The sequence below is a fragment of the Streptomyces sp. NPDC046215 genome (assembly GCF_040646215.1).
Lineage (GTDB): Bacteria > Actinomycetota > Actinomycetes > Streptomycetales > Streptomycetaceae > Streptomyces > Streptomyces stramineus.
Window position 1 is genome coordinate 15016 of sequence record NZ_JBEYZW010000051.1, and the last position, 21705, is coordinate 36720.

23 protein-coding genes are annotated in these 21705 nt (G+C 71.1%); 13 read left to right on the top strand and 10 right to left on the bottom strand.

Features of this window, described 5'->3' with window-relative positions; all coding sequences use genetic code 11:
• Positions 1 to 148: 148 nt before the first annotated feature.
• The gene (locus tag ABZ951_RS21755; RefSeq protein WP_344086507.1) at positions 149 to 1126 is read right to left on the bottom strand and encodes a 3-oxoacyl-[acyl-carrier-protein] synthase III C-terminal domain-containing protein; all 978 of its coding nucleotides are present in this window, start codon (positions 1124 to 1126) and stop codon (positions 149 to 151) included.
• Positions 1127 to 1392: 266 nt separating this feature from the next.
• Here ABZ951_RS21755 and ABZ951_RS21760 point away from each other — a divergent pair, with 266 nt between their 5' ends.
• Positions 1393 to 2424: a helix-turn-helix transcriptional regulator gene (locus ABZ951_RS21760; protein ID WP_344086504.1), complete on the top strand. Its 1032-nt coding sequence runs from the start codon at positions 1393 to 1395 to the stop codon at positions 2422 to 2424.
• Between the two features lie 165 nt (positions 2425 to 2589).
• Here ABZ951_RS21760 and ABZ951_RS21765 read toward each other — a convergent pair whose 3' ends face one another.
• On the bottom strand, positions 2590 to 3444 hold the full coding sequence (locus ABZ951_RS21765; RefSeq protein WP_344086501.1) for an alpha/beta fold hydrolase: 855 nt from the start codon (positions 3442 to 3444) through the stop codon (positions 2590 to 2592).
• Positions 3445 to 3874: 430 nt separating this feature from the next.
• Here ABZ951_RS21765 and ABZ951_RS21770 point away from each other — a divergent pair, with 430 nt between their 5' ends.
• From ABZ951_RS21770 to ABZ951_RS21780, 3 genes are all read left to right on the top strand, one after another.
• On the top strand, positions 3875 to 4252 hold the full coding sequence (locus ABZ951_RS21770; RefSeq protein ID WP_344086498.1) for a helix-turn-helix transcriptional regulator: 378 nt from the start codon (positions 3875 to 3877) through the stop codon (positions 4250 to 4252).
• Positions 4253 to 4269: 17 nt separating this feature from the next.
• On the top strand, positions 4270 to 4920 hold the full coding sequence (locus ABZ951_RS21775) for a hypothetical protein (RefSeq protein WP_344086495.1): 651 nt from the start codon (positions 4270 to 4272) through the stop codon (positions 4918 to 4920).
• A gap of 118 nt (positions 4921 to 5038) precedes the next feature.
• Positions 5039 to 5386, top strand: coding sequence for a DUF2516 family protein (locus ABZ951_RS21780; RefSeq protein WP_344086492.1), 348 nt, complete (start codon positions 5039 to 5041; stop codon positions 5384 to 5386).
• A 65-nt stretch (positions 5387 to 5451) separates the two neighbouring features.
• Here the strand turns inward: ABZ951_RS21780 and ABZ951_RS21785 are convergent, their stop codons facing one another.
• Positions 5452 to 6843, bottom strand: a complete 1392-nt coding sequence (locus tag ABZ951_RS21785) for a fused response regulator/phosphatase (RefSeq protein ID WP_344086489.1) — start codon at positions 6841 to 6843, stop codon at positions 5452 to 5454.
• A gap of 169 nt (positions 6844 to 7012) precedes the next feature.
• On the opposite strand from ABZ951_RS21785, the gene ABZ951_RS21790 reads away from it, so the two are divergent.
• Positions 7013 to 7564: an O-acetyl-ADP-ribose deacetylase gene (locus ABZ951_RS21790; RefSeq protein ID WP_344086486.1), complete on the top strand. Its 552-nt coding sequence runs from the start codon at positions 7013 to 7015 to the stop codon at positions 7562 to 7564.
• A 400-nt stretch (positions 7565 to 7964) separates the two neighbouring features.
• On the opposite strand, the gene ABZ951_RS21795 is transcribed toward ABZ951_RS21790, so the two are convergent.
• Entirely contained in the window at positions 7965 to 9119 is a 1155-nt protein-coding gene (locus ABZ951_RS21795) for an NlpC/P60 family protein (protein ID WP_344086483.1), read from the bottom strand.
• A 328-nt stretch (positions 9120 to 9447) separates the two neighbouring features.
• On the opposite strand from ABZ951_RS21795, the gene pstS reads away from it, so the two are divergent.
• From pstS to pstB, 4 genes are all read left to right on the top strand, one after another.
• Positions 9448 to 10578, top strand: coding sequence for a phosphate ABC transporter substrate-binding protein PstS (pstS, locus tag ABZ951_RS21800; RefSeq protein ID WP_344086480.1), 1131 nt, complete (start codon positions 9448 to 9450; stop codon positions 10576 to 10578).
• Between the two features lie 124 nt (positions 10579 to 10702).
• Positions 10703 to 11695 (top strand): phosphate ABC transporter permease subunit PstC, encoded by a 993-nt coding sequence (gene pstC, locus ABZ951_RS21805; RefSeq protein ID WP_344086477.1) that lies wholly within the window; start codon positions 10703 to 10705, stop codon positions 11693 to 11695.
• On the top strand, positions 11692 to 12765 hold the full coding sequence (pstA, locus tag ABZ951_RS21810; RefSeq protein ID WP_344086474.1) for a phosphate ABC transporter permease PstA: 1074 nt from the start codon (positions 11692 to 11694) through the stop codon (positions 12763 to 12765). The genes pstC and pstA overlap by 4 nt, the downstream gene beginning before the upstream one ends.
• A gap of 65 nt (positions 12766 to 12830) precedes the next feature.
• Positions 12831 to 13610, top strand: a complete 780-nt coding sequence (gene pstB / locus ABZ951_RS21815; protein WP_344086471.1) for a phosphate ABC transporter ATP-binding protein PstB — start codon at positions 12831 to 12833, stop codon at positions 13608 to 13610.
• Between the two features lie 131 nt (positions 13611 to 13741).
• Here pstB and ABZ951_RS21820 read toward each other — a convergent pair whose 3' ends face one another.
• Positions 13742 to 14740, bottom strand: a complete 999-nt coding sequence (locus ABZ951_RS21820) for an inorganic phosphate transporter (protein WP_344086468.1) — start codon at positions 14738 to 14740, stop codon at positions 13742 to 13744.
• Between the two features lie 6 nt (positions 14741 to 14746).
• Positions 14747 to 15367, bottom strand: a complete 621-nt coding sequence (locus ABZ951_RS21825) for a DUF47 family protein (RefSeq protein WP_344086465.1) — start codon at positions 15365 to 15367, stop codon at positions 14747 to 14749.
• 235 nt (positions 15368 to 15602) lie between these two features.
• Here ABZ951_RS21825 and ABZ951_RS21830 point away from each other — a divergent pair, with 235 nt between their 5' ends.
• Positions 15603 to 15977, top strand: a complete 375-nt coding sequence (locus ABZ951_RS21830; protein WP_344086462.1) for a metal-sensitive transcriptional regulator — start codon at positions 15603 to 15605, stop codon at positions 15975 to 15977.
• A gap of 215 nt (positions 15978 to 16192) precedes the next feature.
• Here the strand turns inward: ABZ951_RS21830 and ABZ951_RS21835 are convergent, their stop codons facing one another.
• Together ABZ951_RS21835 and ABZ951_RS21840 are read right to left on the bottom strand one after the other, a co-directional pair.
• The gene (locus ABZ951_RS21835) at positions 16193 to 16381 is read right to left on the bottom strand and encodes a hypothetical protein (RefSeq protein WP_344086459.1); all 189 of its coding nucleotides are present in this window, start codon (positions 16379 to 16381) and stop codon (positions 16193 to 16195) included.
• A 112-nt stretch (positions 16382 to 16493) separates the two neighbouring features.
• The gene (locus ABZ951_RS21840; RefSeq protein WP_344086456.1) at positions 16494 to 17408 is read right to left on the bottom strand and encodes a hypothetical protein; all 915 of its coding nucleotides are present in this window, start codon (positions 17406 to 17408) and stop codon (positions 16494 to 16496) included.
• A gap of 89 nt (positions 17409 to 17497) precedes the next feature.
• Here ABZ951_RS21840 and ABZ951_RS21845 point away from each other — a divergent pair, with 89 nt between their 5' ends.
• Together ABZ951_RS21845 and ABZ951_RS21850 are read left to right on the top strand one after the other, a co-directional pair.
• Positions 17498 to 17698, top strand: coding sequence for a hypothetical protein (locus ABZ951_RS21845; RefSeq protein WP_344086453.1), 201 nt, complete (start codon positions 17498 to 17500; stop codon positions 17696 to 17698).
• A gap of 39 nt (positions 17699 to 17737) precedes the next feature.
• Complete coding sequence (locus ABZ951_RS21850; RefSeq protein ID WP_344086450.1) at positions 17738 to 19306, top strand: FAD-binding oxidoreductase; 1569 nt, start codon at positions 17738 to 17740, stop codon at positions 19304 to 19306.
• 18 nt (positions 19307 to 19324) lie between these two features.
• Here ABZ951_RS21850 and ABZ951_RS21855 read toward each other — a convergent pair whose 3' ends face one another.
• Both ABZ951_RS21855 and ABZ951_RS21860 read right to left on the bottom strand, forming a co-directional pair.
• Positions 19325 to 20053, bottom strand: a complete 729-nt coding sequence (locus ABZ951_RS21855; RefSeq protein ID WP_344086447.1) for a phosphatase PAP2 family protein — start codon at positions 20051 to 20053, stop codon at positions 19325 to 19327.
• A gap of 193 nt (positions 20054 to 20246) precedes the next feature.
• Positions 20247 to 21257 carry a bifunctional lytic transglycosylase/C40 family peptidase gene (locus tag ABZ951_RS21860; protein ID WP_344086444.1) on the bottom strand — a complete coding sequence of 337 codons (1011 nt, stop codon included), beginning with the start codon at positions 21255 to 21257 and terminating at the stop codon, positions 20247 to 20249.
• Between the two features lie 227 nt (positions 21258 to 21484).
• Between ABZ951_RS21860 and ABZ951_RS21865 the strand changes: the two genes are divergently transcribed.
• Positions 21485 to 21688, top strand: coding sequence for a DUF397 domain-containing protein (locus ABZ951_RS21865; RefSeq protein WP_344086441.1), 204 nt, complete (start codon positions 21485 to 21487; stop codon positions 21686 to 21688).
• The last annotated feature ends 17 nt before the right edge of the window (positions 21689 to 21705 follow it).

Genomic DNA, 21705 nt, shown 5'->3' on the forward strand with positions numbered 1-21705 from the left:
TGAAGAACGTGCGGAAATGCGGGAACCACGCTCCGGCCCCCCTTGGGCACGGCCGGGGCCGGCCCGGTGCCGGGGCGGCGGCAGGGCCCGGCCGAAGGGCGTCCGCGCGCGGGCGGGCGCGAGGATCACCGGCGGATCCGTGGCCGGATCACACCCGGGCGGTGGGCCAGCGCAAGGTGGTCGCGCTGACCATGTCCCCGCCGTTGGAGAAGGTGCCGAGCGCCAGGACGTCGCCCGGCTTGACCAGGGAATGGTCCAGGGCGTCGGCCAGGGTCACCGGGATCGAGCCGGCGAACAGGTTCCCGTACTTGGCGAGCGTGTCGTGCGCGCGCGACGGGTCGATGCCGCAGCGCCGGCGCCACTCGGTGAGGTACTCCTCGTTCGGCTGGTGGGTGATGAGGAGCGAGACGTCCCGGCTGTCGAGCCCGGCCCGGTCGAGGCTGATCGCGACGGCCTCGGGCACGAGGCTCATCGCGTTTTGGCGCAGCGCCTCGATGCGCTCGCGCGTGAAGTTGACCGTGATGGGACCGCAGCCGCGCTCCCAGTATTGCTTGAACTGCCCGTCGATCAGGTCGGGTTCGAAGCGGAGCAGCCCGTAGTTCTCCCCGTGCGAGCGTTCGTAGGTGGACAGAATCGTCCGCTCCCCGGGCGACAGCAGCGTGGCGGTCGCTCCGTCGCCGAGGACGCGCGAACGGGCCGACTTCTGGAACTCCGGAAGCCGGGAGATGAAGTTGGTGACGGTGAGTACCACGACGTTCCGGTGCTGCCCGGATTCGATGAAAGCGGCGGCCGTGCGGAGCGCGGACAGCCAGGAGCAGCAGCTGGTGTCGACCTGCATGATCGCCGCCCGGCCGGCGCCGACGCGGGACTGCACCGCGGGCCCGATGCCCGGCCAGAAGGTGTCGTTGAAGACGCAGTTGTAGAGGATCAGATCGATGTCCCCGGCGGCCAGGCCGGTGCGGTCGAGCAGCTTCTCGACGGCCCGGGCCCCGAGCTCCGCGGAGGTGTAGTCGGGCGAGGCGAAGCGGCGCTCCGCGACTCCCCTGAAGAACGCGTCCTCCCCCAGCTCATCGCCGGCCTCTTGCGAACCATTGGTGACGACGCGCTCCGGCAGAAAGCTGGTCACGTCGATAATCTGGGCAAACCTCGCCCCGTTGTTGTGCACCCCGTTGTCCCCCCTTGAAACACTTGAGCCGTCGCGGGCACGGTGCGGCGTACCGCTCCGCCGTCCACGACGAGTCGAGTATGCGCGGGACGGCAACCGCCGGACCACAACTCCCCGGTGTCCTAAAGTGGCCTGGCAAGAACTGGAAAGGGGTGCCCTATAGTGACCCCACGGGTGCCGGAAAGCGTGGGAGCGAAGAAGGGCATCCGCAAAGCCGGGGGGCACAGTTGACAGAGCTGGATTCGACCTGCGTTTCCGTCTACACGCTGGCGCATCGGCACGGCTCTTTTCACGACGTCACGATCTTGGAAACGCTCGGCATCCCGCCCGCCGAGCTGGCGCGGGCCCGCGACACCCTCCTGGGCCTGGGCCTGCTCTCCTCGGCCGGCGCCGGCCATCCGCTCGTCGCCGTGCATCCGGAGGTGGCGGAGGCGATCGCCTGCGGCCCCTTCGAGCGGGACATCCACGAGCGGGAGGAGCGCGTGGCGCGGATGCGCAGCCAGTTGCACGCGCTGGTGCCGCTCTACGTGGGCAGCGCCGGGGCGCCGCCGTCGCCCGACAGCACCCCCACCATCGAGGACCCGGCGGAGGTCCGGCGCCGGATCGCCGCGGCGGCCCGGCGCTGCCGCCGCGAGGCGGTGGCCATCCAGCCGAGCGTCGGCCGGGACGCGGACACCGTCGAGCACACCCGCGCCTGGAGCCTGGACCTGCTGCGCCGGGGGGTGCGGATGCGCATCGTCTACCAGCACGCGGAGCGGGCCAGCCTGGCCACGCGCGCCTATGTGTGCCAGGCGGCCGAGTCCGGGGCAGAGGTGCGCACCAGCGCCGAAGTCTGCGAGCACGTCGTGGTGTTCGACGGCGCGGTGGCCTTCGTGCCGCAGGCGCCGGCGGACGGGGCGGGGAGCGGTGCGGCGCTGGTGACGAACACGACGGTCACCGGGTTCCTGTACCGCCGCTTCCAGGACGTCTGGACGGTCGCCCAGCCGTTCGACCCCCAGGAGACCCGGTACGAGAAGGTCACGGACGAGCTGAACCGCACCGTGCTGCGGCTGATGGCCGCGGGGCTGAAGGACGAGGTGATCGCGCGCCGCCTCGCCATCTCGACGCGGACGTGCCGCCGGTACATGAAGGCGGCCATGGCGGAGATCGGCGCGGTCAGCCGCTTCCAGGCCGGGGCCCGCGCGGCCCAGCTCGGCCTGCTGGGACCACCCCCGCCCGGCGGCCCCGAGGAGCCCGTCGCGGCGGCCCGCGCGAACTGACGACCCGCGCCCTGGCCGAGGCCGTCACGGGCAGGCTCACCCCACTGTCCTGTCCCGGATAACTGTGGGCATGGTGGGGCTCTGACCTGCGGTGCTCACGGTCGAGTGGGACGAGCGGGCTCCTCCTGTCCCGCTCGACCGTAGGTAGCCGCCTCCGGGGGTGCGTCAGCGCGCCGCGAGATTTGCGAGCAGCTCGGCGGCGGGCTTCGGGTGGACGAGCCAGTGCAGGTGGCTCCCCTTGAGCGTCCGGACGTCGAAGGGGTTGTCGGGCGTGAGCGCGTCGGCTTCGCGAATCATGCGGTCCTGCGCGGCGAGCGGAATGCTGGCATCGGCCGCCAGGCGCACATAGGTCTTGGGAATCCGGCCCCAGGTCGTGGCCTGTGCCCGGTCGGCGGACGTACCGGCGTCGAGGTTCTCATCGGGCTGGAAGGTGTTCAGGAAGGCCCGGAACTCGTCATCGGTGAGGTCGGCGGCGAACGCTCGCTTGAACGCGGCGAGCGCCGCCGGCTCGGCGGTGCGGAAGTTGGATCGGAGCAGACCGAGTTCGGACGGGTTTCCGACAAGCGTGGCAGCGAAGGCTCCCGCGTCGACGTCCGCCATCTCCGGCTGGGCGTAGTAGTCGCTCACGTCCAGATCGACGGGGCACCAGGCCGATACGTAAACGATCCGGTCGATCAGCTCGGGCCGGGCGTTGGCGACGGCGGTGGCCGTGATGCCACCCCTGCTGTGGGCGACGAGAATGGTGGGGCCGTTCTGCTTGGCCCGTTCGAGGACTTCGATCACGCGGGCGGCGTTGTCGGCGAGCGTGACTCCCTTGATGCTCCCCGGTTCCGCGGCGAGTGCGTCGAGGATCTGGGGAGCCTGGTAGGCCGCGGGGAAGGTCGCCTCGAATCCGTGCCCGGGAAGGTCGACGGCGGCCGAGCGATGCCCGAGCAGTGCGAGCTCGGCCAGCAGCGGCGCGAACGAGAACGAATTGGCGAAGGCCCCGTGAACAAAAACGAAGGTCGGCAGATTCTGCATGCCTCAGCCTCCAACAGAACGATCTTCTGAGCAAGATCAAGATTTCCAGTGGGCTTCAAGACGCCTGGCCGCGGCTTCGACAGTGACGCTGAGCCATGTGCGGCTGGTGCCTCGTAGGGGCGCCTGCATCGGGAAGCGGCGGTGAAATGCGGCGAGGGCCTGCGGGACGACGAGGAGGTCGTCGCCGTCAGGGGAGGGTACTCGGGCTATGGGAGTAGTCGGGACGCCGGTTGCCCGGCGCACGTGAGCGCCGGGTCAGCGCGTCTGCGGCCTCAAGGCGATCCGGGAAGGCAGGATGGCAGCGGCACGACAGCTGTCCTGCAAAGACGCCACCTATCGCGCTCAGGCTCAGAGGAGACGGCCGGGCGCGGGAGACACTTTTGCAAGCGGGTGCTTGCAAAAGTTAGCAACGTGCGGCAGGCTCGTCCACATGGCATCGCTCAACGTCGGCAATCTCGGTGAGTACCTGCGGGAGCAGCGCCGCAGCGCGCAGCTCACGCTGCGGCAGCTCGCCGATGCCGCCGGGGTGTCCAACCCGTATCTCAGCCAGATCGAGCGCGGCCTGCGCAGGCCGAGCGCCGAGATCCTGCAACAGCTGGCCAAGGCGCTGCGGATCTCGGCCGAGACCCTGTACGTCCAGGCCGGGATTCTCGACGAGCGGGACCGGGACGAGGCCGAGGTCCGCAGTGTGATCCTCGCCGACCCCTCGATCAACGAGCAGCAGAAGCAGGTGCTGCTCCAGATCTACGAGTCCTTCCGCAAGGAGAACGGGCTCGCGACGGACGACGACAGCAAACCTTCGAGTTGATCCGGGAGACCATCGCCATGGCCACCACGCAAGACATCCGCAAGGTCGCCACCGACACCGCGTACGCCGCTGCCGGTGCCGCCGACCTCACCGCCGAGAAGATCGGACAGCTGGTCGCGGAAGCCCCCGAGCGCTTCGGCCAGCTGCGGAAGACCGACCCGAAGGCCGTGCAGGAGAAGGTGACGCTCCGGGCCAAGGAGGCCCAGGCCACGGTGTCCGCGAAGTTCACGGTGCTCGCCGAGGCCCTCGACTCCGACCTCAAGAAGCTGAGCCAGACCGCCCAGGACCTGGCGCTGCAGGGCGTCGGGCAGGCCGTCGGCTACGCGGCCAGGGCCGGCGAGCAGTACGAGAAGCTGGCCGAGCGCGGCAGGGTGGCCGTGAAAACCTGGCGCAACGAGGCCGCCGAGGAGGTCACCGAGATCGCCGTGGCCATCGAGCCGGAGAGCGCGCGGGCCGCCCAGGACGGGCCCGCCGGGGGCACGGCCGCCCGGGACGAGGCTCCGGCCGGCGCTCCGGCCGCCGACGAGACCGCCACTGACGAAGCCGCCACCGGCGAGACCGCCACTGGCGAGAGCGCCGACGCGGAGGGCGCCGCCAAGCCCGCCGCGAAGAAGACCACCGCCCGCAAGCCCGCCGCGAAGAAGACGGACGCCAAGAGCGCCGAGTGAGCCGAGCGACGTGAGGGTCCGGGCACCATCCGGGTGCCCGGACCGTTATCCGGGTACGGTGGCGGCGAGCCGCCGACCGCGGCCCTGACGACGACCGGCAGAGCAAGAGGTGGGCGACGTGTTGGTGGAAGCCTTTGGCGAGGCCCTGTACTGGGTGTCGGTGGGCCTGCTCCTCTTCACTCTGTTCGCGTTCCTCAACGCCGCCGTGCACCGTGAGGACGCCTACCGCGCCGCCGACAAGCAGTCCAAGCCGTTCTGGCTGATCATCCTCGGCATCGCCGTGGCGGTGAACCTGTTCCTGGGGATCTTCAGCTTCCTGCCGATCCTCGGGCTGATCGCCACGATCGTCTACATCGTGGACGTCCGGCCCGCGCTCAAGCAGGCCGGCGGCGGGCGCGGCCCGCGCCGCCGGGGCGGCGGCTCCAGCTCGGACGGCCCCTACGGCCCGTACAACGGCCGCCGCTGAGGCCACCCGGCCCGGCCCCGTCGTCTTGCCGCCCGCGGCGGCGGGCGCGTCCTCAAGCCCCCCGGCTACCTCCCCCAGGAGGTGGCCCCGGACGGGCCTGCAATCGCTGAGCTCAGCCCGATCAGCCCGTCCGGCGATTGAGGACACCGCCGCGCAGCGGTGGTGCGCTCCCCCGACCCGCAGGCCCGGTCGCGCTGAGCCGAGCGGTCACCGCGGTCGAGCAGCAGGACCGCGAGGTCGTCCGTGAGGTCCCCGCCGTTCAGGGCCCGCACCTCCGTCACCGCGGCGTCGAGGAGCTCCTCGCCCCGCAGCCCGCCGCGCAGTTGACGGGCGATCAGCTCGACCATGCCGTCCTGCCCCAGGCGCCGCGGCCCGTCACCGACCCGGCCCTCGATGAGGCCGTCGGTGTACATCATCAGGCTCCAGCTGCCGCCGAGTTCGACCTGGCGGCGCGGCCAGCGGGCACGCCGCAGCAGCCCGAGCGCGGGGCCGCCGTCCTCCTGCGGCAGCAGCCGCGGCGCCTGCCCGGGCAGCACCAGGAGCGGGGCGGGGTGCCCGGCCAGGCTCAGGCCCGCGCGCCGCCCGTCCGCCGATATGTCGACGGCGCACAGCGTCGCGAAGGTCTCGTCGTCCGCCCGCTCGTGCTCCAGGACCTGCTGGAGGGTGGCGAGCAGCTCGTCACCGCACAGCCCCGCGAAGGTCAACGCCCGCCAGGCGATCCGCAGTTCGACACCCAGGGCCGCCTCGTCGGGGCCGTGACCGCTGACGTCGCCGATCATCGCGTGGACGGTGCCGTCCGGCGTGCGGACGGTGTCGTAGAAGTCGCCCCCGAGCAGGGCGCGGCTGCGACCGGGCCGGTAGCGGGCGGCGAACCGCAGGCCCGAGCCGGCCAGCAGCGGGGTGGGCAGCAGGCCGCGCTCCAGCCGGGCGTTCTCCTGGGCGCGCAGCCGCGACTCGGTGAGCTGCCGGTGGGCCACGTCCGCGCGCTTGCGTTCGACGGCGTAGCGGACGGCCCGGCTGAGCACCGGCCCGTCGAGCTCGTCGCGGAAGAGGTAGTCCTGGGCGCCGGCCCGTACGGCCTCGGCGGCCCGCTCGGCGTCGGCCTCCCCCGTCAGGGCGAGAACGGCATGGCCCGGGGCGATGCGCAGCACCTCGCGCAGGACGTCCAGGTGGTCCGGTGCGTCGGGGGTGGTGCCGTCGGGGCAGGCACCGTCGGTGACGGGCAGGGCGAGGTCGAGGAGAACGCAGTGGACGTCGTCGGTGAGCAGCCGCTGGGCCTCGGTGAGGTTGCGGGCCGTGCGGATGCGGACGGGGCGGCCCGCCGCCCCCGACATCTCGATCAGATCCGGTACGGAGAGGGAGCCGCCGGGGTCGTCTTCGATCACCAGCAAGGTCAGCTGCCCGGCGTCGGGCGGTGCGGCTGACGGCTCCGCGGACCTCGGCGCGGGTACGGACATGGTGAAGGCTTCCTTCCGTTCCCCCCCGGAAACACGGCACCCACCGACCGGTAGGTACCGAACGCGACCCTAGCGTCAGGCACGGTCGAACGGAATGGAACGGAGCCACTCGCCCCTGTCATATGCCCACTCGGGGGCGGCATTTGGCGCGGTGCGGGAGAATCACGAAATGACAAACATCACGCTGGTGCGGGGCGATATCACCGAACAGGAAGTCGACGCCGTGGTGAATGCCGCGAACAGTTCCCTGCTGGGCGGCGGCGGTGTCGACGGGGCCGTCCACCGGCGGGGCGGGCCCGAGATCCTGGCGGCCTGCCGCGAGCTGCGGGCCGGGCACTACGGGCGCGGCCTGGCGGCGGGCGCGGCCGTCGCCACGACGGCGGGCCGGCTGCCCGCGCGCTGGGTGATCCACACGGTGGGCCCCGTCTTCTCGGCGGAGGAGGACCGCTCGGCGACCCTGGCGTCCTGCTACCGGGAGTCACTGAGAGTGGCGGACGAGCTGGGCGCCCGCACGGTCGCCTTCCCGGCGATCTCGACGGGCATCTACCGCTGGCCCATGGCGGACGCGGCCGACATCGCCCTCCGCACGGTGGCCACCACACCCACCGAGGTCACCGAGGCACGGTTCGTCCTCTTCGACGAGAAGGCGTACGACACGTTCAGGGCGGCCCTGCCGGGTGGCCCTGCGGGCGGCACGGCGGACGGGGGGCCTGAGCGCTGATCGCGCCCGGGCGGGTCACTGCCGTGGGGCCCGTATCCGGCACGAACGAAACCGGCCCGGCCCCTTCGCGTCCTCGGCCGCAACCCCACCACGGCCCCGGCGCCGGCCCCGCGCCGGGGCCCGAGGCCCGCCGGCCGGGGCAAGCCGACGCCGTCCGCGCGAAACGGCCCGCACCAGGCCGGATGCCCCCACACCGACCGGGCCGGGCCGGGATCAGACCCGGCCACCGCCGCCGGCACCCCGCACGGGTGGAACCCGTCCGCGACCCGCCGCCCACGGCCTCGCGGCGCCGGCCGGCGGACCCACCGGAATCCGCCGCGCCCGGACGCCACCGCCGTAGGCACGCGCCATGCCCGGCCCCTTAAGAGCCCGCCCGTTAACGCCGTTAAGAGCCCGCCCCTTAACCCCGCCCCCCGCCGGAGGCGCCCGGCCGGACGACTCCCAGAATCGGCATCGAGCCCGCCCCCGCCCGCGTGATCTGCCGGCCCGGCCGCGGCGCGTGCACCATCGTGCCGTCGCCCACGTACATGCCCACATGGCTCGCGTCGGCGAAGTAGATGATCAGGTCGCCGGGGCGCATGTCCTTCACCTCGACCTTCGGCAGCTGCCGCCACTGCTCCTGCGAGGTGCGCGGTATCGCCCGCCCGGCGGCCCCCCACGCCTTGAGCGTCAGGCCGGAGCAGTCGTAGGTGTCCGGGCCCGTGGCGCCCCACACGTAGCTCTTGCCGATCTGGGCCGTCGCGAAGGCGACCGCCTGCCCGCCGTCGCCGGTCGCCGCGCCGGACGTCTTGAGGGTGACGCCCTTCACGGCGTCGGAGGCCAGCCACTTCGCCTGTTCCCGGCGGGCCCGTTCCTCCTCGATCTGCCGCAGCCGCTCCTTTTCCTTCTCCTCCAGGCGCGATTCGAGCGCCTTGGCGGCCGCCAGCTTCGCCTCGATCTCCTTCTTCGCGCTCTCCTTCTTCTTCCGCTCGGCGTCCAGCACCTTCCAGCGCTCGCCCGCGGCCTTCGCGTAGCCGTCGAGGGCCTTCTGCGTGGCGGCCGCCTGGGCGATCAGCCCGCGCGTGGCGGCTTCCCCCTTGTGGGCGAGGGCGGCGCCCTCCAGGTAGCTCTCGGGGGAGGAGGAGAGGAGGAGCCGAGCCCTGGGCGGCATGGTGCCGTCGCGGTACTGCGCGCGGGCGAGGGCGCCGGCCTGTCCCTTGAGCCGGTCCATCCGCTTCTCGGCCTCGGCCGCCGACCGCGCGATGTCCACGATCGACTTCTCCTGCTCGCGCTGGGCCTCGTTCGCGGTGTTGTACGCCTCGGTGGCGGTCTCCGCCTGGCGGTAAAGGCCCTCCACCTCCTTGTGGATCTCCTCCAGGCTGCGCGGCGGCGCGGGCGCCGCCCAGGCCGCGCCGGGTACGGCCGCCGCCCCGGCCACTCCGGCCAGGCAGACCAGCGCGGTCGCGACGAGCAGGCTCCGGCCTCTCGCCCGGGCGCCCGGCGGGGGTGCGACGGCCCCGTCCGCCGGAGCGTTACCGCCCGCATTACCGCCCGTACCCCTGCCGTTCCGCCTCACAGGCCACCTCCGCGGCTTCCGCCCCCGGTCTGACTTGCCGTCACGCAAGGATCGGATGCTGCCACGTCAGCTCATAAATCGACAGAGACCTACGTCACACTCGACACAAACGATCGCGAGGCCGGGCCACCACCCTGACGGCCGAGGTTCACCCTCCGTTCACTCCACCCGTTCGACCGCTTCACCTGTTCTGCCTAATTTCGCCAATAGAGGGTGCGGGCCACACCGCCCACGGAGGCCCGAGCCCCACCTTCAAGATCGAGTAGGAAAGCACCGCACACCTCTCGCACGCCGCCCCAGCGGCGGCTCCTGGAAGGAACACCCGAAAGTGAAGCTTCAGCGCAAGAACCGGCTCCGCGCCGTCGCCTTCGGTGCCATCGCCGTCTCCGGCGCCCTGGTCCTCACGGCGTGCGGCTCGGACGACAACAGCGGCAGCGGCAACGGTGGCGGCGACTCCACCAAGGCCGCCGGCAACATCAAGTGCGAGGGCAAGGGGCAGCTCCTGGCCTCCGGCTCGTCCGCGCAGAAGAACGCCATGGACCTGTGGGTCAAGAACTTCACGGCGGCCTGCAAGGACATCCAGATCAACTACAAGGCCACCGGTTCGGGCGCGGGCATCCAGGAGTTCCTCCAGGGCAAGACCGCATTCGCGGGCTCCGACTCGGCGCTCAAGCCCGAGGAGGTCACCAAGTCCAAGGAGGTCGTCAAGGGCGGTCAGGGCATCAACCTGCCCCTGCTCGGCGGCCCGATCGCCATCGGCTACAAGCTCCAGGGCGTGGACGACCTCGTGCTGGACGCCGACACCCTCGCCAAGATCTTCGACGACAAGATCCAGAAGTGGGACGACGAGGCGATCAAGAAGCTCAACCCGAACGCCAAGCTCCCGAGCACCAAGATCCAGGCGTTCCACCGCTCGGACGAGTCGGGCACCACGGACAACTTCACCAAGTACCTCAAGGCCGCCGCCGAGAAGTCCTGGCCGCACGCCCCGGGCAAGGCGTGGGCGGCCAAGGGCGGCCAGTCCGCCGACGGCTCGGCCGGCGTCTCCTCGCAGGTCCGCCAGACCGAGGGCGCGATCAGCTACTTCGAGCTCTCCTACGCCACCGCCAACAAGATCGACACGGTGAAGCTGAACACCGGCGCCGCGGCCCCGGTCGAGGCCACCTCCGAGAACGCCTCCAAGGCCATCGCCGAGGCGAAGATCACCGGCACCGGCAAGGACCTCGCCCTCAAGCTCAACTACGCCACCAAGGCCGAGGGCGCCTACCCGATCACCCTGGTGACGTACGAGGTCGTCGGCGACAAGGGCAACAAGGCCGCGACCCTGCCCGCCACCAAGTCCTTCCTCACCTACATCGCCGGCGAGGACGGCCAGTCGGTCCTGAAGGACCTCGGCTACGCCCCGCTGCCCGCCGAGATCGCCACGAAGGTCCGCGAGACCATCGCGAGCCTGTCCTGACCCGCGTGCGGCCGGGGCTCCGTGGCCTCGAAGGACCCCGGAGCCCCGGCCGCACCGTCCGGTGCACCGCCGCGCCAGGAGCGCCGGCCGAACGACGGCCCGCTCCGCAGACCGGAGAAACCCCATGGACATACCCACTGCCACAGCCGCAAGCCCACCGCCCCCGCCGGCCGCGCCGCTCTCGACCGGGCAGGCCAGGGGCGCCACCCGCGCCGGTGACCGGATCTTCCTCGCGTTCTCCCGGGGCTCCGGCATCCTGCTCCTGGTGATCATGGCCGCGATCGCGGTCTTCCTCACCGTGCGGGCCGCGAACGCCCTCTCCCACAACGAGGGCAACTTCTTCACCACCTTCGAGTGGAGCGCCAACGCCACCCCGCCGGTCTTCGGCATCGGCGTCCTGGCCTTCGGCACGGTCGTGAGCTCGCTCATCGCGATGGTCATCGCGGTGCCCGTGGCGATCGGCGTGGCGCTCTTCATCTCGCACTACGCGCCGCGCAGGCTCGCCACCCCGCTCGCGTACGTGATCGACCTGCTCGCCGCCGTCCCGTCCATCGTCTACGGCCTGTGGGGCGCCCTCTTCCTGGTGCCGCACCTGGGCGGCTTCTACAGCTGGCTGGACGACTACTTCGGCTGGACCGGCGTCTTCACCTACCAGGACGGCGCCGCCCGCTCGCTCTTCACCATCGGCATCCTGCTGGCGATCATGATCCTGCCGATCGTCACCAGCGTCAGCCGCGAGGTCTTCCTCCAGGCCCCGAAGATGCACGAGGAGGCCGCGCTCGCGCTCGGCGCGACACGCTGGGAAGTCATCCGGATGTCGGTCCTCCCCTTCGGCCGGTCGGGTGTCATCAGCGCCTCGATGCTGGGCCTGGGCCGGGCGCTCGGCGAGACGATGGCCGTCGCGACCGTCCTCTCCCCCAGCTTCGTGATCAACACCAGCCTGCTCGACCCGGGCGGCGGAACGTTCGCTCAGAACATCGCGAGCAGCTTCAAGGAGTCCGGCGAGATCGGCAAGGACGCCCTGATCGCCTCCGGCCTGGTGCTGTTCGTCCTGACCCTGCTGGTCAACGGCGCGGCCCGGATGATCATCGCGCGCCGCAAGGAGTACTCGGAATGAGCGACGTGATGACGGACAAGCCGCAGGTCACCAACCGGCCGCTGCCGAGCGCCGGACTCCGCCGGCCCCGCCTGCCCCGCTGGGCCCCGGCCGCCTGCGCGCTCGCCGCGGCCGCCGTGGGCATCGGCATCGGCGCCGGCGCCGGGCTGAGCAGCAGGATCCAGTGGGGTCTGATCGCCGCGGTGCTCTTCGTCGGCGGGATGTACGCGCTCGCCGCGCGGGTCGAGGGCCGGCGCCAGGCCAAGGACCGCCTGGCCACCAGCCTGGTGTGGGTCTGCTTCCTGATCGCGGTCGTGCCGCTGATCTCCCTGATCAAGGAGACGGTCGGGCGCGGGATGAAGGTCCTGGACGGCGGGTTCCTCACCCACTCGATGTCCGGAGTGCTGACGATCCAGCCCGGCGGCGGCGTCTACCACGCGATCATCGGCACCCTGGAGCAGGTCGGCATCGCCACCGCCGTCGCGGCCCCGGTGGGCCTGCTGACGGCGATCTACCTCGTGGAGTACGGGCGCGGCCGGCTCGCCAAGGTCGTCACCTTCTTCGTGGACGTCATGACGGGCATCCCGTCGATCGTCGCGGGCCTGTTCATCCTCAGCTTCTGGATCCTGATGCTGGACTTCGGCTACTCCGGCTTCGCCGGTGCGATGGCCCTGGCGATCCTGATGATGCCGGTGGTGGTCCGCTCCACCGAGGAGATGCTCAAGCTGGTGCCGAACGAGCTGCGTGAGGCGTCCCTCGCCCTGGGCGTGCCCAAGTGGCGCACGATCCTCAAGGTGGTCCTGCCCACCGCCATCGGCGGCATCGCCACCGGTGTGACGCTCGCGGTCGCCCGCATCGCGGGGGAGAGCGCCCCCATCGTCCTCCTGGTCTTCGGCTCCCAGGTGATCAACAACAACCCGTTCGACGGAGCGCAGTCCTCCCTGCCGTACTACATCTACGAGCAGTGGGCCGCGGGCAACGAGGCCAGCTACGACCGCGCCTGGGCCGCGGCCCTGGTCCTCATCGCCTTCGTCATGATCTTGAACCTGGCGGCCCGCGGCGTAGCCCGCTGGAAGGCCCCGAAGCACTGACCTGCGGCCCCGCCGCACGGCCGGCTGCTGACGCGGCCGACTCCCGGAAAGAAGTAGTGATCCCCATGGCCAAGCGCATCGACGTCGGCGGCCTCAACGCCTACTACGGCACCCACAAGGCCATCGAGGACATCTCGATGACCGTCGAGCCCCGCTCCGTGACGGCCTTCATCGGCCCGTCCGGCTGCGGCAAGTCCACCTTCCTGCGCACCCTGAACCGCATGCACGAGGTCACCCCCGGCGGCCGGGTCGAGGGCAAGGTGATGCTGGACGACGAGAACCTCTACGGCGCCGGCGTGGACCCGGTCTCCGTGCGCCGCACGGTCGGCATGGTCTTCCAGCGGCCGAACCCCTTCCCGACCATGTCGATCTACGACAACGTGGCCGCCGGCATCCGGCTCAACGGCGGCCGCGTCCGCAAGGCGGAGCTGGACGAGGTCGTCGAGAAGTCCCTCAAGGGCGCCAACCTCTGGAAGGAGGTCAAGGACCGGCTGAACAAGCCGGGAGCGGGCCTCTCCGGCGGCCAGCAGCAGCGCCTGTGCATCGCCCGGGCGATCGCCGTGGAGCCGCAGGTGCTGCTCATGGACGAGCCCTGCTCGGCCCTCGACCCGATCTCCACACTCGCCATCGAGGATCTGATCGGGGAGCTGAAGGAGCGCTTCACGATCGTCATCGTGACGCACAACATGCAGCAGGCCGCGCGCGTGTCGGACCGGACGGCCTTCTTCAACCTGGCGGGCGTCGGCCAGCCGGGCAAGCTGGTGGAGATCGACGACACGGAGCGGATCTTCTCCAACCCCTCCGTCCAGGCGACCGAGGACTACATCTCGGGCCGCTTCGGCTAGGGCGTGCCCGACGGACGCCCCCGCAGACCGCCTGCGGTGCTGCATGGCGGTGCCACCGCACGGCGAAGGGCCCGCCCCCTGTGACTACCAGGGGGCGGGCCCGTCCGTTCGTGCGGTCGTCCTCGCGGTGGCTAGCCGAAGGCGAGGAGCACGATCCAATAGCTGAACGCGGCGACCAGCGCCGCGGCCGGCATGGTGATGAACCAGCCCATCACGATGTTCTTCGCGACCCCCCAGCGCACCGCGCGCGAGCCCTTGGTGGAGCCGACGCCCATGATCGCGGAGGTGATGACATGGGTGGTCGAGATCGGCGCGTGGAACATGAACGACGCCGAGTACATGACCGACGCGGCCGTGGTCTCCGCCGCGAAGCCCTGCGGGGGGTCCAGCTCGATGATGCGGCGCCCGAGCGTCCGCATGATCCGCCAGCCGCCCGCGTACGTACCGAGCGAGAGCGTGATCGCGCAGGAGAGCTTGACCCACAGCGGGATCTCGTCGTCCATGCCCTGCACATCGCCGATGACCAGGGCCATCACCACGATGCCCATGGTCTTCTGGGCGTCCTGCAGACCGTGGCCGAGCGCCATGCCCGCGGCCGAGACCGTCTGGGCGATCCGGAAGCCGCGCTTGGCCTTGTGCGGGTTGGCCCTGCGGAACATCCACATGATCGCGACCATCACCAGATAGCCGATGATCAGGCCGACGAACGGCGAGAGGAACATCGGGATGACGATCTTCTCGATGACGCCCGACCAGATGACGGTCGTGCCACCCGCGAGCGCCGCGCCCACCATGCCGCCGAACAGGGCGTGCGAGGAGGACGACGGGAGCCCGAAGTACCAGGTGATCATGTTCCAGGCGATGGCGCCGATCAGGGCGGCGAAGAGGATTCCCATCCCCTTGTCGCCCACCGGCGTCTCGATCAGGCCCTTGCTGACGGTCTTGGCGACCCCGCTGCCGAGGAAGGCACCCGCGAGGTTCATCACCGCCGCCATGGCGAGGGCCGCGCGCGGGGTCAGCGCCCGCGTGGAGACCGAGGTCGCGATGGCGTTCGCGGAGTCGTGAAAGCCGTTGGTATAGGTAAAACCGAGCGCGACCCCGATGGTCACGACGAGAGCAAAGGTGTCCACCGGGGGTCAGGACTCCTTGACCGCGATGGTCTCGATGGTGTTGGCGACGTGCTCGAACGCGTCGGCCGCCTCTTCCAGCACATCGACGATCTGCTTGAGCTTGAGAACCTCGATGGCTTCGTACTTGCCGTTGAAGAGCTGGGCGAGGAGCTTGCGGTGAATCTGGTCCGCCTGGTTCTCCAGCCGGTTCACCTCGATCCAGTACTCCGTGAGGTTCGTCATGGTCCGCAGGTTCGGCATGGCCTCGGCGGTGAGCTCCGCGGCCCGCGCGAGGACCTCGATCTGCTGCTCGACGCCCTTCGGCAGGTCCTCGACCTGGTAGAGGACGACCAGGTCGACGGCCTCTTCCATGAAGTCCATGATGTCGTCGAGCGAGGAGGCGAGGTTGTAGATGTCCTCGCGGTCGAACGGCGTGATGAAGGACGAATTCAGCTGGTGGAAGATCGCGTGGGTCGCGTCGTCACCCGCGTGTTCCGCTGCCCGCATCCGCTCGGCGATCTCGGCCCGGGCGGACGCATCCGCTCCGAGCAGTTCCATCAGGAGCTTGGAGCCCGTGACGATGTTGTCCGCGGAGGCGGCGAACATGTCGTAGAAGCTCGTCTCCCTGGGGGTCAGACGAAAGCGCACGTGGGATCCTCGGGGTGCAGCGGATTCGGTCTCGTTGATGCTAGGCGCATCATCCGGCCACAGCTAACTGGCATTCCCTCAGTGTCGCCCATCGGGCAGAGTGCTCACCAAGGCAGGTACCCCGCCGCGGGCGTCAAAATTCGGTACCATATACCCGCCAGGGGTATACGAGTGGGGTATACGCACCCGGGCGAGGGAGAGCAGACCGCGCCACAGCGGGACGACGGAGGACGCCATGACGACCACGGAAGCCGGAGTGCCGGGCACCACCGACCCGGCCGCGACGTCCTGCCACGGCGCCCCCGCCTCGCCCGCGGCGCCCGGCGGCCCGCACGGCTACAGCAAGCAGAAGGACCAGCACCTCAAGCGCCTGCGCCGGATCGAGGGCCAGATCCGCGGCCTCCAGCGCATGGTCGAAGAGGATGTCTACTGCATCGACATACTCACCCAGGTCTCCGCGAGCACCAAGGCCCTGCAGTCCTTCGCCCTCCAGCTCCTGGAGGAGCACCTGCGCCACTGCGTGGCGGACGCGGCGCTCAAGGGCGGCGAGGAGATCGACGCGAAGGTGGCGGAGGCCAGCGCGGCCATCGCCCGCCTCCTGCGCACGTAGCGGTAGCCCCTACCCCTTACCGGCGGGCTGGCTTCCGCTGAGCTCAGCCACTACCAGCCCGTCCGGGGGCACCTCCCGGGGGCACCCCTGGGGGCACCCCCAGCGGTAGCTGGGGGAGGTAGCCGGGGGAGTGCTTGAGGACGCGCCCGCCGGGCGCTCGCCGCCGCAGGCGGCGACGACGGACCGTGAACAGGCCCGCTCAGCGGCCCACGACCCTAGCCGCCCCCGCCCCCCTCCGCAGAGGACTCGGGCCTCGGCACGACCCGCAGCACCTCGTCGATACGGTCCGCGCTGAGCCGCTCCTCGTCCGCGCTCGACGCGGCGATCATCAAATCGCCGTAGAGATCGATCTCGATGAGGGCCACGGGATCCGGCCCGCCGGACGAACCGCGTCGCGAAACCACGTGATTCACCTCCTCGGGTCTTTCGTTCCTCGAAATACCAGCGTAGTGATCGGTACACATGGCGCGCATGGCACAGAAGGACCATTTCCATGGCCAACTACGCCGTGCCGCGCTATTTCCGCGGCGAACCGACCGTGCCCGCATAGATATCGGCGGCAGCCGGCAGGGGGACATCGACATCGGTCCCGAAGTCCTGGAGTTCGACGGTGGAGACCACCGTCATGGCGGCGGCCACGGCCTGCTGCCCCTGCCCCTCGACGCTGAACCGGTGGCGCACCCGGCGCGGCCGGCCCGCGTCGTCGAGGAAGACATCGAACGCCACCGTCCCGCTGGAGAACCCTTTCGCCGCCACGGTCAGGGGCCGCCGGTCCCGCGCGGGCGCCACCCGCGCGGCCTGCCCGAGGTCGATGGTGCCCCAGTAATGCTTGACGCGCACCCCGTCTACCCACTCGTCCCGCAGGTATGTCACCTCCCGTGCGCCGCCGAGCAGTTCGGCCGCCGCGAGGGGATCGGTGGCACCGTTGGTGAGGAGATTTCCGTCCGCGAGCGAGGAGGTGGCGAGCCGTACCCATTTGTCGTCGGGCACCCCGGCCCCGCGGTTCTTCATGAACAGCTTTCCGGGCCGGAAGACCTGGGTGATCGGCCGGTGCCCGGCGGCCCCGGCCACGTCCTCCGGCATCATCACCGTGAGCTGTCCGACGGGCCGCGCGAAGTCGTATCCCCCCGTGCCGTGAATGGTGAGCCGGGTGCCGCCGCTGACCGTCTCCATGGACGTACGGACCCGGGCGCCGCCCGCCCGGGCGAGGGTACGGGCGGCGCGGCGGACCGCCTCCCGCGCCCGGCCGGGGTCGGCGCTGTCGCCGGCGGGCCGGGCCTGGCTGCTGAGGCTCTTCAGATCGCCGCGCAGCTCACGCGGCCCGGGGGCGGGGTGCGCGGCACAGCCGGACAGCAGCAGCCCGAGGGTGAGCCCGCCGGCCACCGTGCCGACGAGGGCCGCGCCCGTGCGTCCGTGCCGCCGCACCACCATGACTGCCAGCCCCCTGCCACCGCGCTGTGGAACCCGTTACGGTCAACGACCGCGCCGGGGTCACCGTCACGGCCCGGTAGCGTGGTCACGTGTCCGATCCCTCCGCCCGCGGGCCCGCCGCGGCCCATGCCACCAGCACCAGCGAGCGCGGCTCCTTCTGCAGTGCCCGCTGCACCTGCGGCTGGCGCGGCCCCGCCCGCCGCGCCCGGTCCCTCGCCCGCGAGGACGCCGCCGCCCACCTCCTCGGCACAGGTGAAGGAACCCCGTATCCGGGTACGCCATCTGTCTAGGCAGCACAGCGGCCGGCAGTAGTGGGGTGGCGGAGCACGATGGACAGGCGGCATCTTCTGACCGTGGGGACGGGGCTGGCGGCAGCCGGCGTCTGGGGCACGGCCTGCGGTGACAGCGCCGGCGGCGCCACGCGCTCCGGCCGCGTCCCGGGCGCCAGGCGGCCCGGCGGGGCACCCACCAAGGCCGCCGCGGCCGACTGGTCCGCCCTGGGCAAGGGCCTCTCCGGCGGCCTCATACGCCCCGGTGACGCCGATTACCCCGCGGCCCGGCAGCTGTACAACACCCGCTTCGACGGGCTGCGCCCGGCCGCCGTCGCCTACGCGGCCTCCACCGGTGACATCGCCGAGTGCCTCGCCTTCGCCCGCCGGCACACCACCCGCGTAGCGATACGCAACGGCGGTCACAGCTATGCCGGCTGGTCCAGCGGCACCGACCGGCTCGTCATCGACGTGTCCCGGCTCTCCTCCGTCCGCTTCCCCTCGGGTTCCGCCGCCGCGGTGGGGGCCGGGGCCAAGCTCATCGACGTCCAGACGCGCCTGGCCGCGCGCGGCGTCACCGTCCCGGCGGGCTCCTGCCCCACGGTGGGCATATCGGGCCTCACTCTGGGCGGCGGACACGGCGTCACTTCCCGTGCCTACGGTCTGACCTGCGACAGCCTCACGGGCGCCACCCTCGTGACCGCGGACGGCAGGACCGTGGAGTGTGACGCCTCCCGGCGGCCGGACCTCTTCTGGGCGCTGCGCGGCGCGGGCAACGGCAATTTCGGGGTGGTGACCGAGCTCCGGTTCCGTACCCGCGAGGCGGTGGACGGCGTCAGCGGCTACGTCTCCTGGCCCTGGGCGAAGGCCGCCGCCGTCCTGCGGTCCTGGCAGGAGTGGGGGCCCGGCCTCCCGGACGAGATCTGGTCCTCGTGCGACCTGTCCGCCGTGGCGGGCGGCACGCCCCGCGTCTCCGTCAGCGTGTACTCGCTCGGCACCTACGGCGACCTGGAGAACGCTCTCGACCGGCTGGTCGGCACGGTGGGCGGCACGGCGAACGGGCCGCGGCTGCGGCGGCGCTCCCACCTGGACATGGTCCGCGGCTACGCGGGCTGCGCCGAGAAGTCCACCGAGCAGTGCCACCTGCCGGGCACCACCCCCGGCCGCGACACCGCCGGGACGCTGGCGCGCGAGACCTACGCGGCGCGCTCGGACTTCTACGACCGCTCACTGACGGCGGCCGGGATCCGGACCCTGACCGACCAGATGGAACGTTTCAGCCGCCAGGGCGGCAGCGGTGGCGCCTCGGTGCAGCTGGCGGCCCTCGGCGGCGCGGTCAACCGCGTCCGGCCCCTGGCGACCGCCTTCGTCCACCGCCGGTCGCGCTTCCTCGCCCAGTACCTGACCAACTGGGCCGCGGGCGCGCCGGGCACCGCCCAGACCTCCTGGCTGGACGGCGCCCACGCCGCCATGCGCCGCCACGCCTCGGGCGCGGCCTACCAGAACTACACCGATCCCGGCCTGACGGACTGGCGGCGGGCCTACTACGGCGACGCCGCGGGCCGCCTCGCCGGGATCAAGGGGAAGTACGACCCCGACAGGCTCTTCGACTTCCCGCAGGCGCTGTAAGGGCGCGCGGGGCAGGGGTCAGGCGGCGAGGTCGTTGTCGCGGTGCAGGGGCTGCTCGGAGACGCCCCTGCCGGGCGCCCCGGGCCCGGCCATGACGGGCGCCACCGTCCGCCGGGAGCGGACGAGCCACCCCGCCCGCGTGCCCCCCACCACACGGGCCAGCGGCGTGAGCAGCATCATCGCGAGGGGCGCCAGGAGCAGCGCGACGGCGGTGCCGAGCGCCAGGCCCCCGACGACGTCCGTCGGGTAGTGCACCCCCATGTAGACCCGGCAGAAGCCCTCAAGGAACGCGAGGCCGATTCCGATCAGGCCGTACTTGCGGTGGGCGACGAAGAGCCCTACGCCCAGCGCCATGGTCAGCGTCGCGTGATCGCTGACGAAGGAGTAGTCGGTCTTGCCCTTGACCAGGACTTCCAGGCCGGCGTGGTCGACGAAGGGCCGGGGGCGCTTGACGAATTCGCGGATCGGGATGTTGACGAGCAGGGCGATGCCGGCGGCGAGCGGCGCCCAGGCCAGCGCGGCCACGGCCGACGGGGCGTCACCCCGCTTGCGGACGCTCCACCAGGCGCAGAGCATGAGCACGCCGAACCCGAGGACGATCCCGAACTCGCCGATGAACTCCATGGTCCGGTCGAGCCAGTTGGGGGCGCTCCGGGCGATGCCGTTGATGTCGTACAACGTGCTCGTATCGGGGTTCGACCCACCCCTGGCCTCCGACATGGGGTGCCCCACCGCGAGTCCAGCCATCTGTCGTGGCCCCTTATCTGTCGCCTGTTGCTACGTCCAGCTGCCGACCCCCGTGGTCCGTGCGCGTGTGTAGCGACGCTGCTTTCCCACTCCCATGGAACGCCCCACTCCGGCGGGGCGTTCCACTCTCCACCCAATGATCACCAGGACGTTATCGAAGGGTGACCCATGGTCGCATTTCAGGGTCTCCCGTTCATACGCCGTTCGTCCTGGGCAACGCTTTCGCGCCATCCTGAGTCACTCGGGTGGCCCCGATGTAGTCCGGCGTGTCGATCTTGTCGAAGCGGATCACGGCCCCCGTGTACGGCGCGTTGATCATGTGGCCGCCTCCGACGTAGAGCCCCACATGGTGGATGCTCCTGGGATCCTTCAGGTCGTACGCGAAGAAGACCAGGTCACCGGGGAGCAATTCGTCGCGCTTGGGGTGGGCGCCCGCGTTCCACTGGTCGTTGGCGACGCGCGGCAGGGTGATCCCCACCGATTCGTACGCGGCCTTCGTCAGCCCCGAGCAGTCGAACCGGCCACGGTCTTCGGCCGTGCCGTCACCGCCCCACAGGTACGGCGTGCCGAGCTTCTCCTGCGCGTAGTAGATCGCCCCGGCCGCCTGCTGCGAGGGCGCCACCCGGCCGACCGGGCGGGCGAAGCTCTTCTCCAGGGTGCGGATGGCCTTCACATAGCCCTGGGTCTCGTCGTAGGGCGGCACGCCCCGGTACCGGATGACGGCGTAGGAGCCGGCGTTGTACGAGGCCAGCATGTTGTCGGCGAGGTCGCCGGGGACGTTCTTGACGTACTTGGCGAGCTCGCAGTCGTAGGCCGCGGCGGACGGGATGGCGTCCTGCGGATCCCAGATGTCGCGCTTGCCGTCCTTGTTGGCGTCGATGCCGTGCGTTTCCCAGGTGCCGGGGATGAACTGGGCTATCCCCCGGGCGTCCGCCGGGCTCACGGCCTTGGGGTTCCAGGCGCTCTCGGAGTAGATCTGCGCGGCGAGGATCGCCGGGTTGAGCGCGGGGCAGAGATTTCCCCAGTCCTGGACGAGCTTCTGATAGGCCGCCGGCACCGCACCCTGGGCCAGCCCGACCGACGCTCCGCCGCCGGCGCCCGCGACCAGGTTCGAGGCGACCGTGTACACGCCGAGGACGAGCATCCCGACGAAACACAGGCACATCCCGATCCCGACACCCACGCCCACCCAGAGCTTTCGCACCCCGCGATCCTCCCCCACGAGTCCGTCGAGTATCCATGCGACGACGTTGCCTGTCGGCCCGTCAGCGTACGGGGAGCGCGGGGCGGTCGACCACCGTGAACGGGGTCGGCTTGTGCGACCGGAGCGAACTCGCGCTCCCCGCCCGCACGCGCGGCCGCTCCTCTATCGTGGACGCCGGGCGGCCCTGCCGCTCACCCCATGTCCGCACGTTCCACGAGGGGGGACGCGTGCCAGAGCTCAACTGGATTCCGGCGACCGAGGGCGATGAGACCGAGTACCTCGAGGTCGCCTTCGGGGACGACGGCAACGTCTACATCCGGGAGAACCACAAGCCGGATGAGATCGTCGTGACGACCGACGCCAAGTGGGACGCCTTTGTCCTGGGCGTGAAGGCGGGCGAGTTCGACCACTTCGTGGAGGGCATCGACTGACCCGCCGGACGGCGTGG

What these genes read in the sequence shown, in the direction of transcription:
- ABZ951_RS21775 (WP_344086495.1), top strand. Translation starts at nt 4,270, where the DNA reads ATGGCCACCACGCAAGACATCCGCAAGGTCGCCACCGACACCGCGTAC.
- ABZ951_RS21790 (WP_344086486.1), top strand. Translation starts at nt 7,013, where the DNA reads ATGACAAACATCACGCTGGTGCGGGGCGATATCACCGAACAGGAAGTC.
- pstB (WP_344086471.1), top strand. Translation starts at nt 12,831, where the DNA reads ATGGCCAAGCGCATCGACGTCGGCGGCCTCAACGCCTACTACGGCACC.
- ABZ951_RS21850 (WP_344086450.1), top strand. Translation starts at nt 17,738, where the DNA reads ATGGACAGGCGGCATCTTCTGACCGTGGGGACGGGGCTGGCGGCAGCC.
- ABZ951_RS21785 (WP_344086489.1), bottom strand. Translation starts at nt 6,843, where the DNA reads ATGTCCGTACCCGCGCCGAGGTCCGCGGAGCCGTCAGCCGCACCGCCC.
- ABZ951_RS21830 (WP_344086462.1), top strand. Translation starts at nt 15,603, where the DNA reads ATGACGACCACGGAAGCCGGAGTGCCGGGCACCACCGACCCGGCCGCG.
- ABZ951_RS21770 (WP_344086498.1), top strand. Translation starts at nt 3,875, where the DNA reads ATGGCATCGCTCAACGTCGGCAATCTCGGTGAGTACCTGCGGGAGCAG.
- pstC (WP_344086477.1), top strand. Translation starts at nt 10,703, where the DNA reads ATGGACATACCCACTGCCACAGCCGCAAGCCCACCGCCCCCGCCGGCC.
- ABZ951_RS21765 (WP_344086501.1), bottom strand. Translation starts at nt 3,444, where the DNA reads ATGCAGAATCTGCCGACCTTCGTTTTTGTTCACGGGGCCTTCGCCAAT.
- ABZ951_RS21855 (WP_344086447.1), bottom strand. Translation starts at nt 20,053, where the DNA reads ATGGCTGGACTCGCGGTGGGGCACCCCATGTCGGAGGCCAGGGGTGGG.
- pstA (WP_344086474.1), top strand. Translation starts at nt 11,692, where the DNA reads ATGAGCGACGTGATGACGGACAAGCCGCAGGTCACCAACCGGCCGCTG.
- ABZ951_RS21840 (WP_344086456.1), bottom strand. Translation starts at nt 17,408, where the DNA reads ATGGTGGTGCGGCGGCACGGACGCACGGGCGCGGCCCTCGTCGGCACG.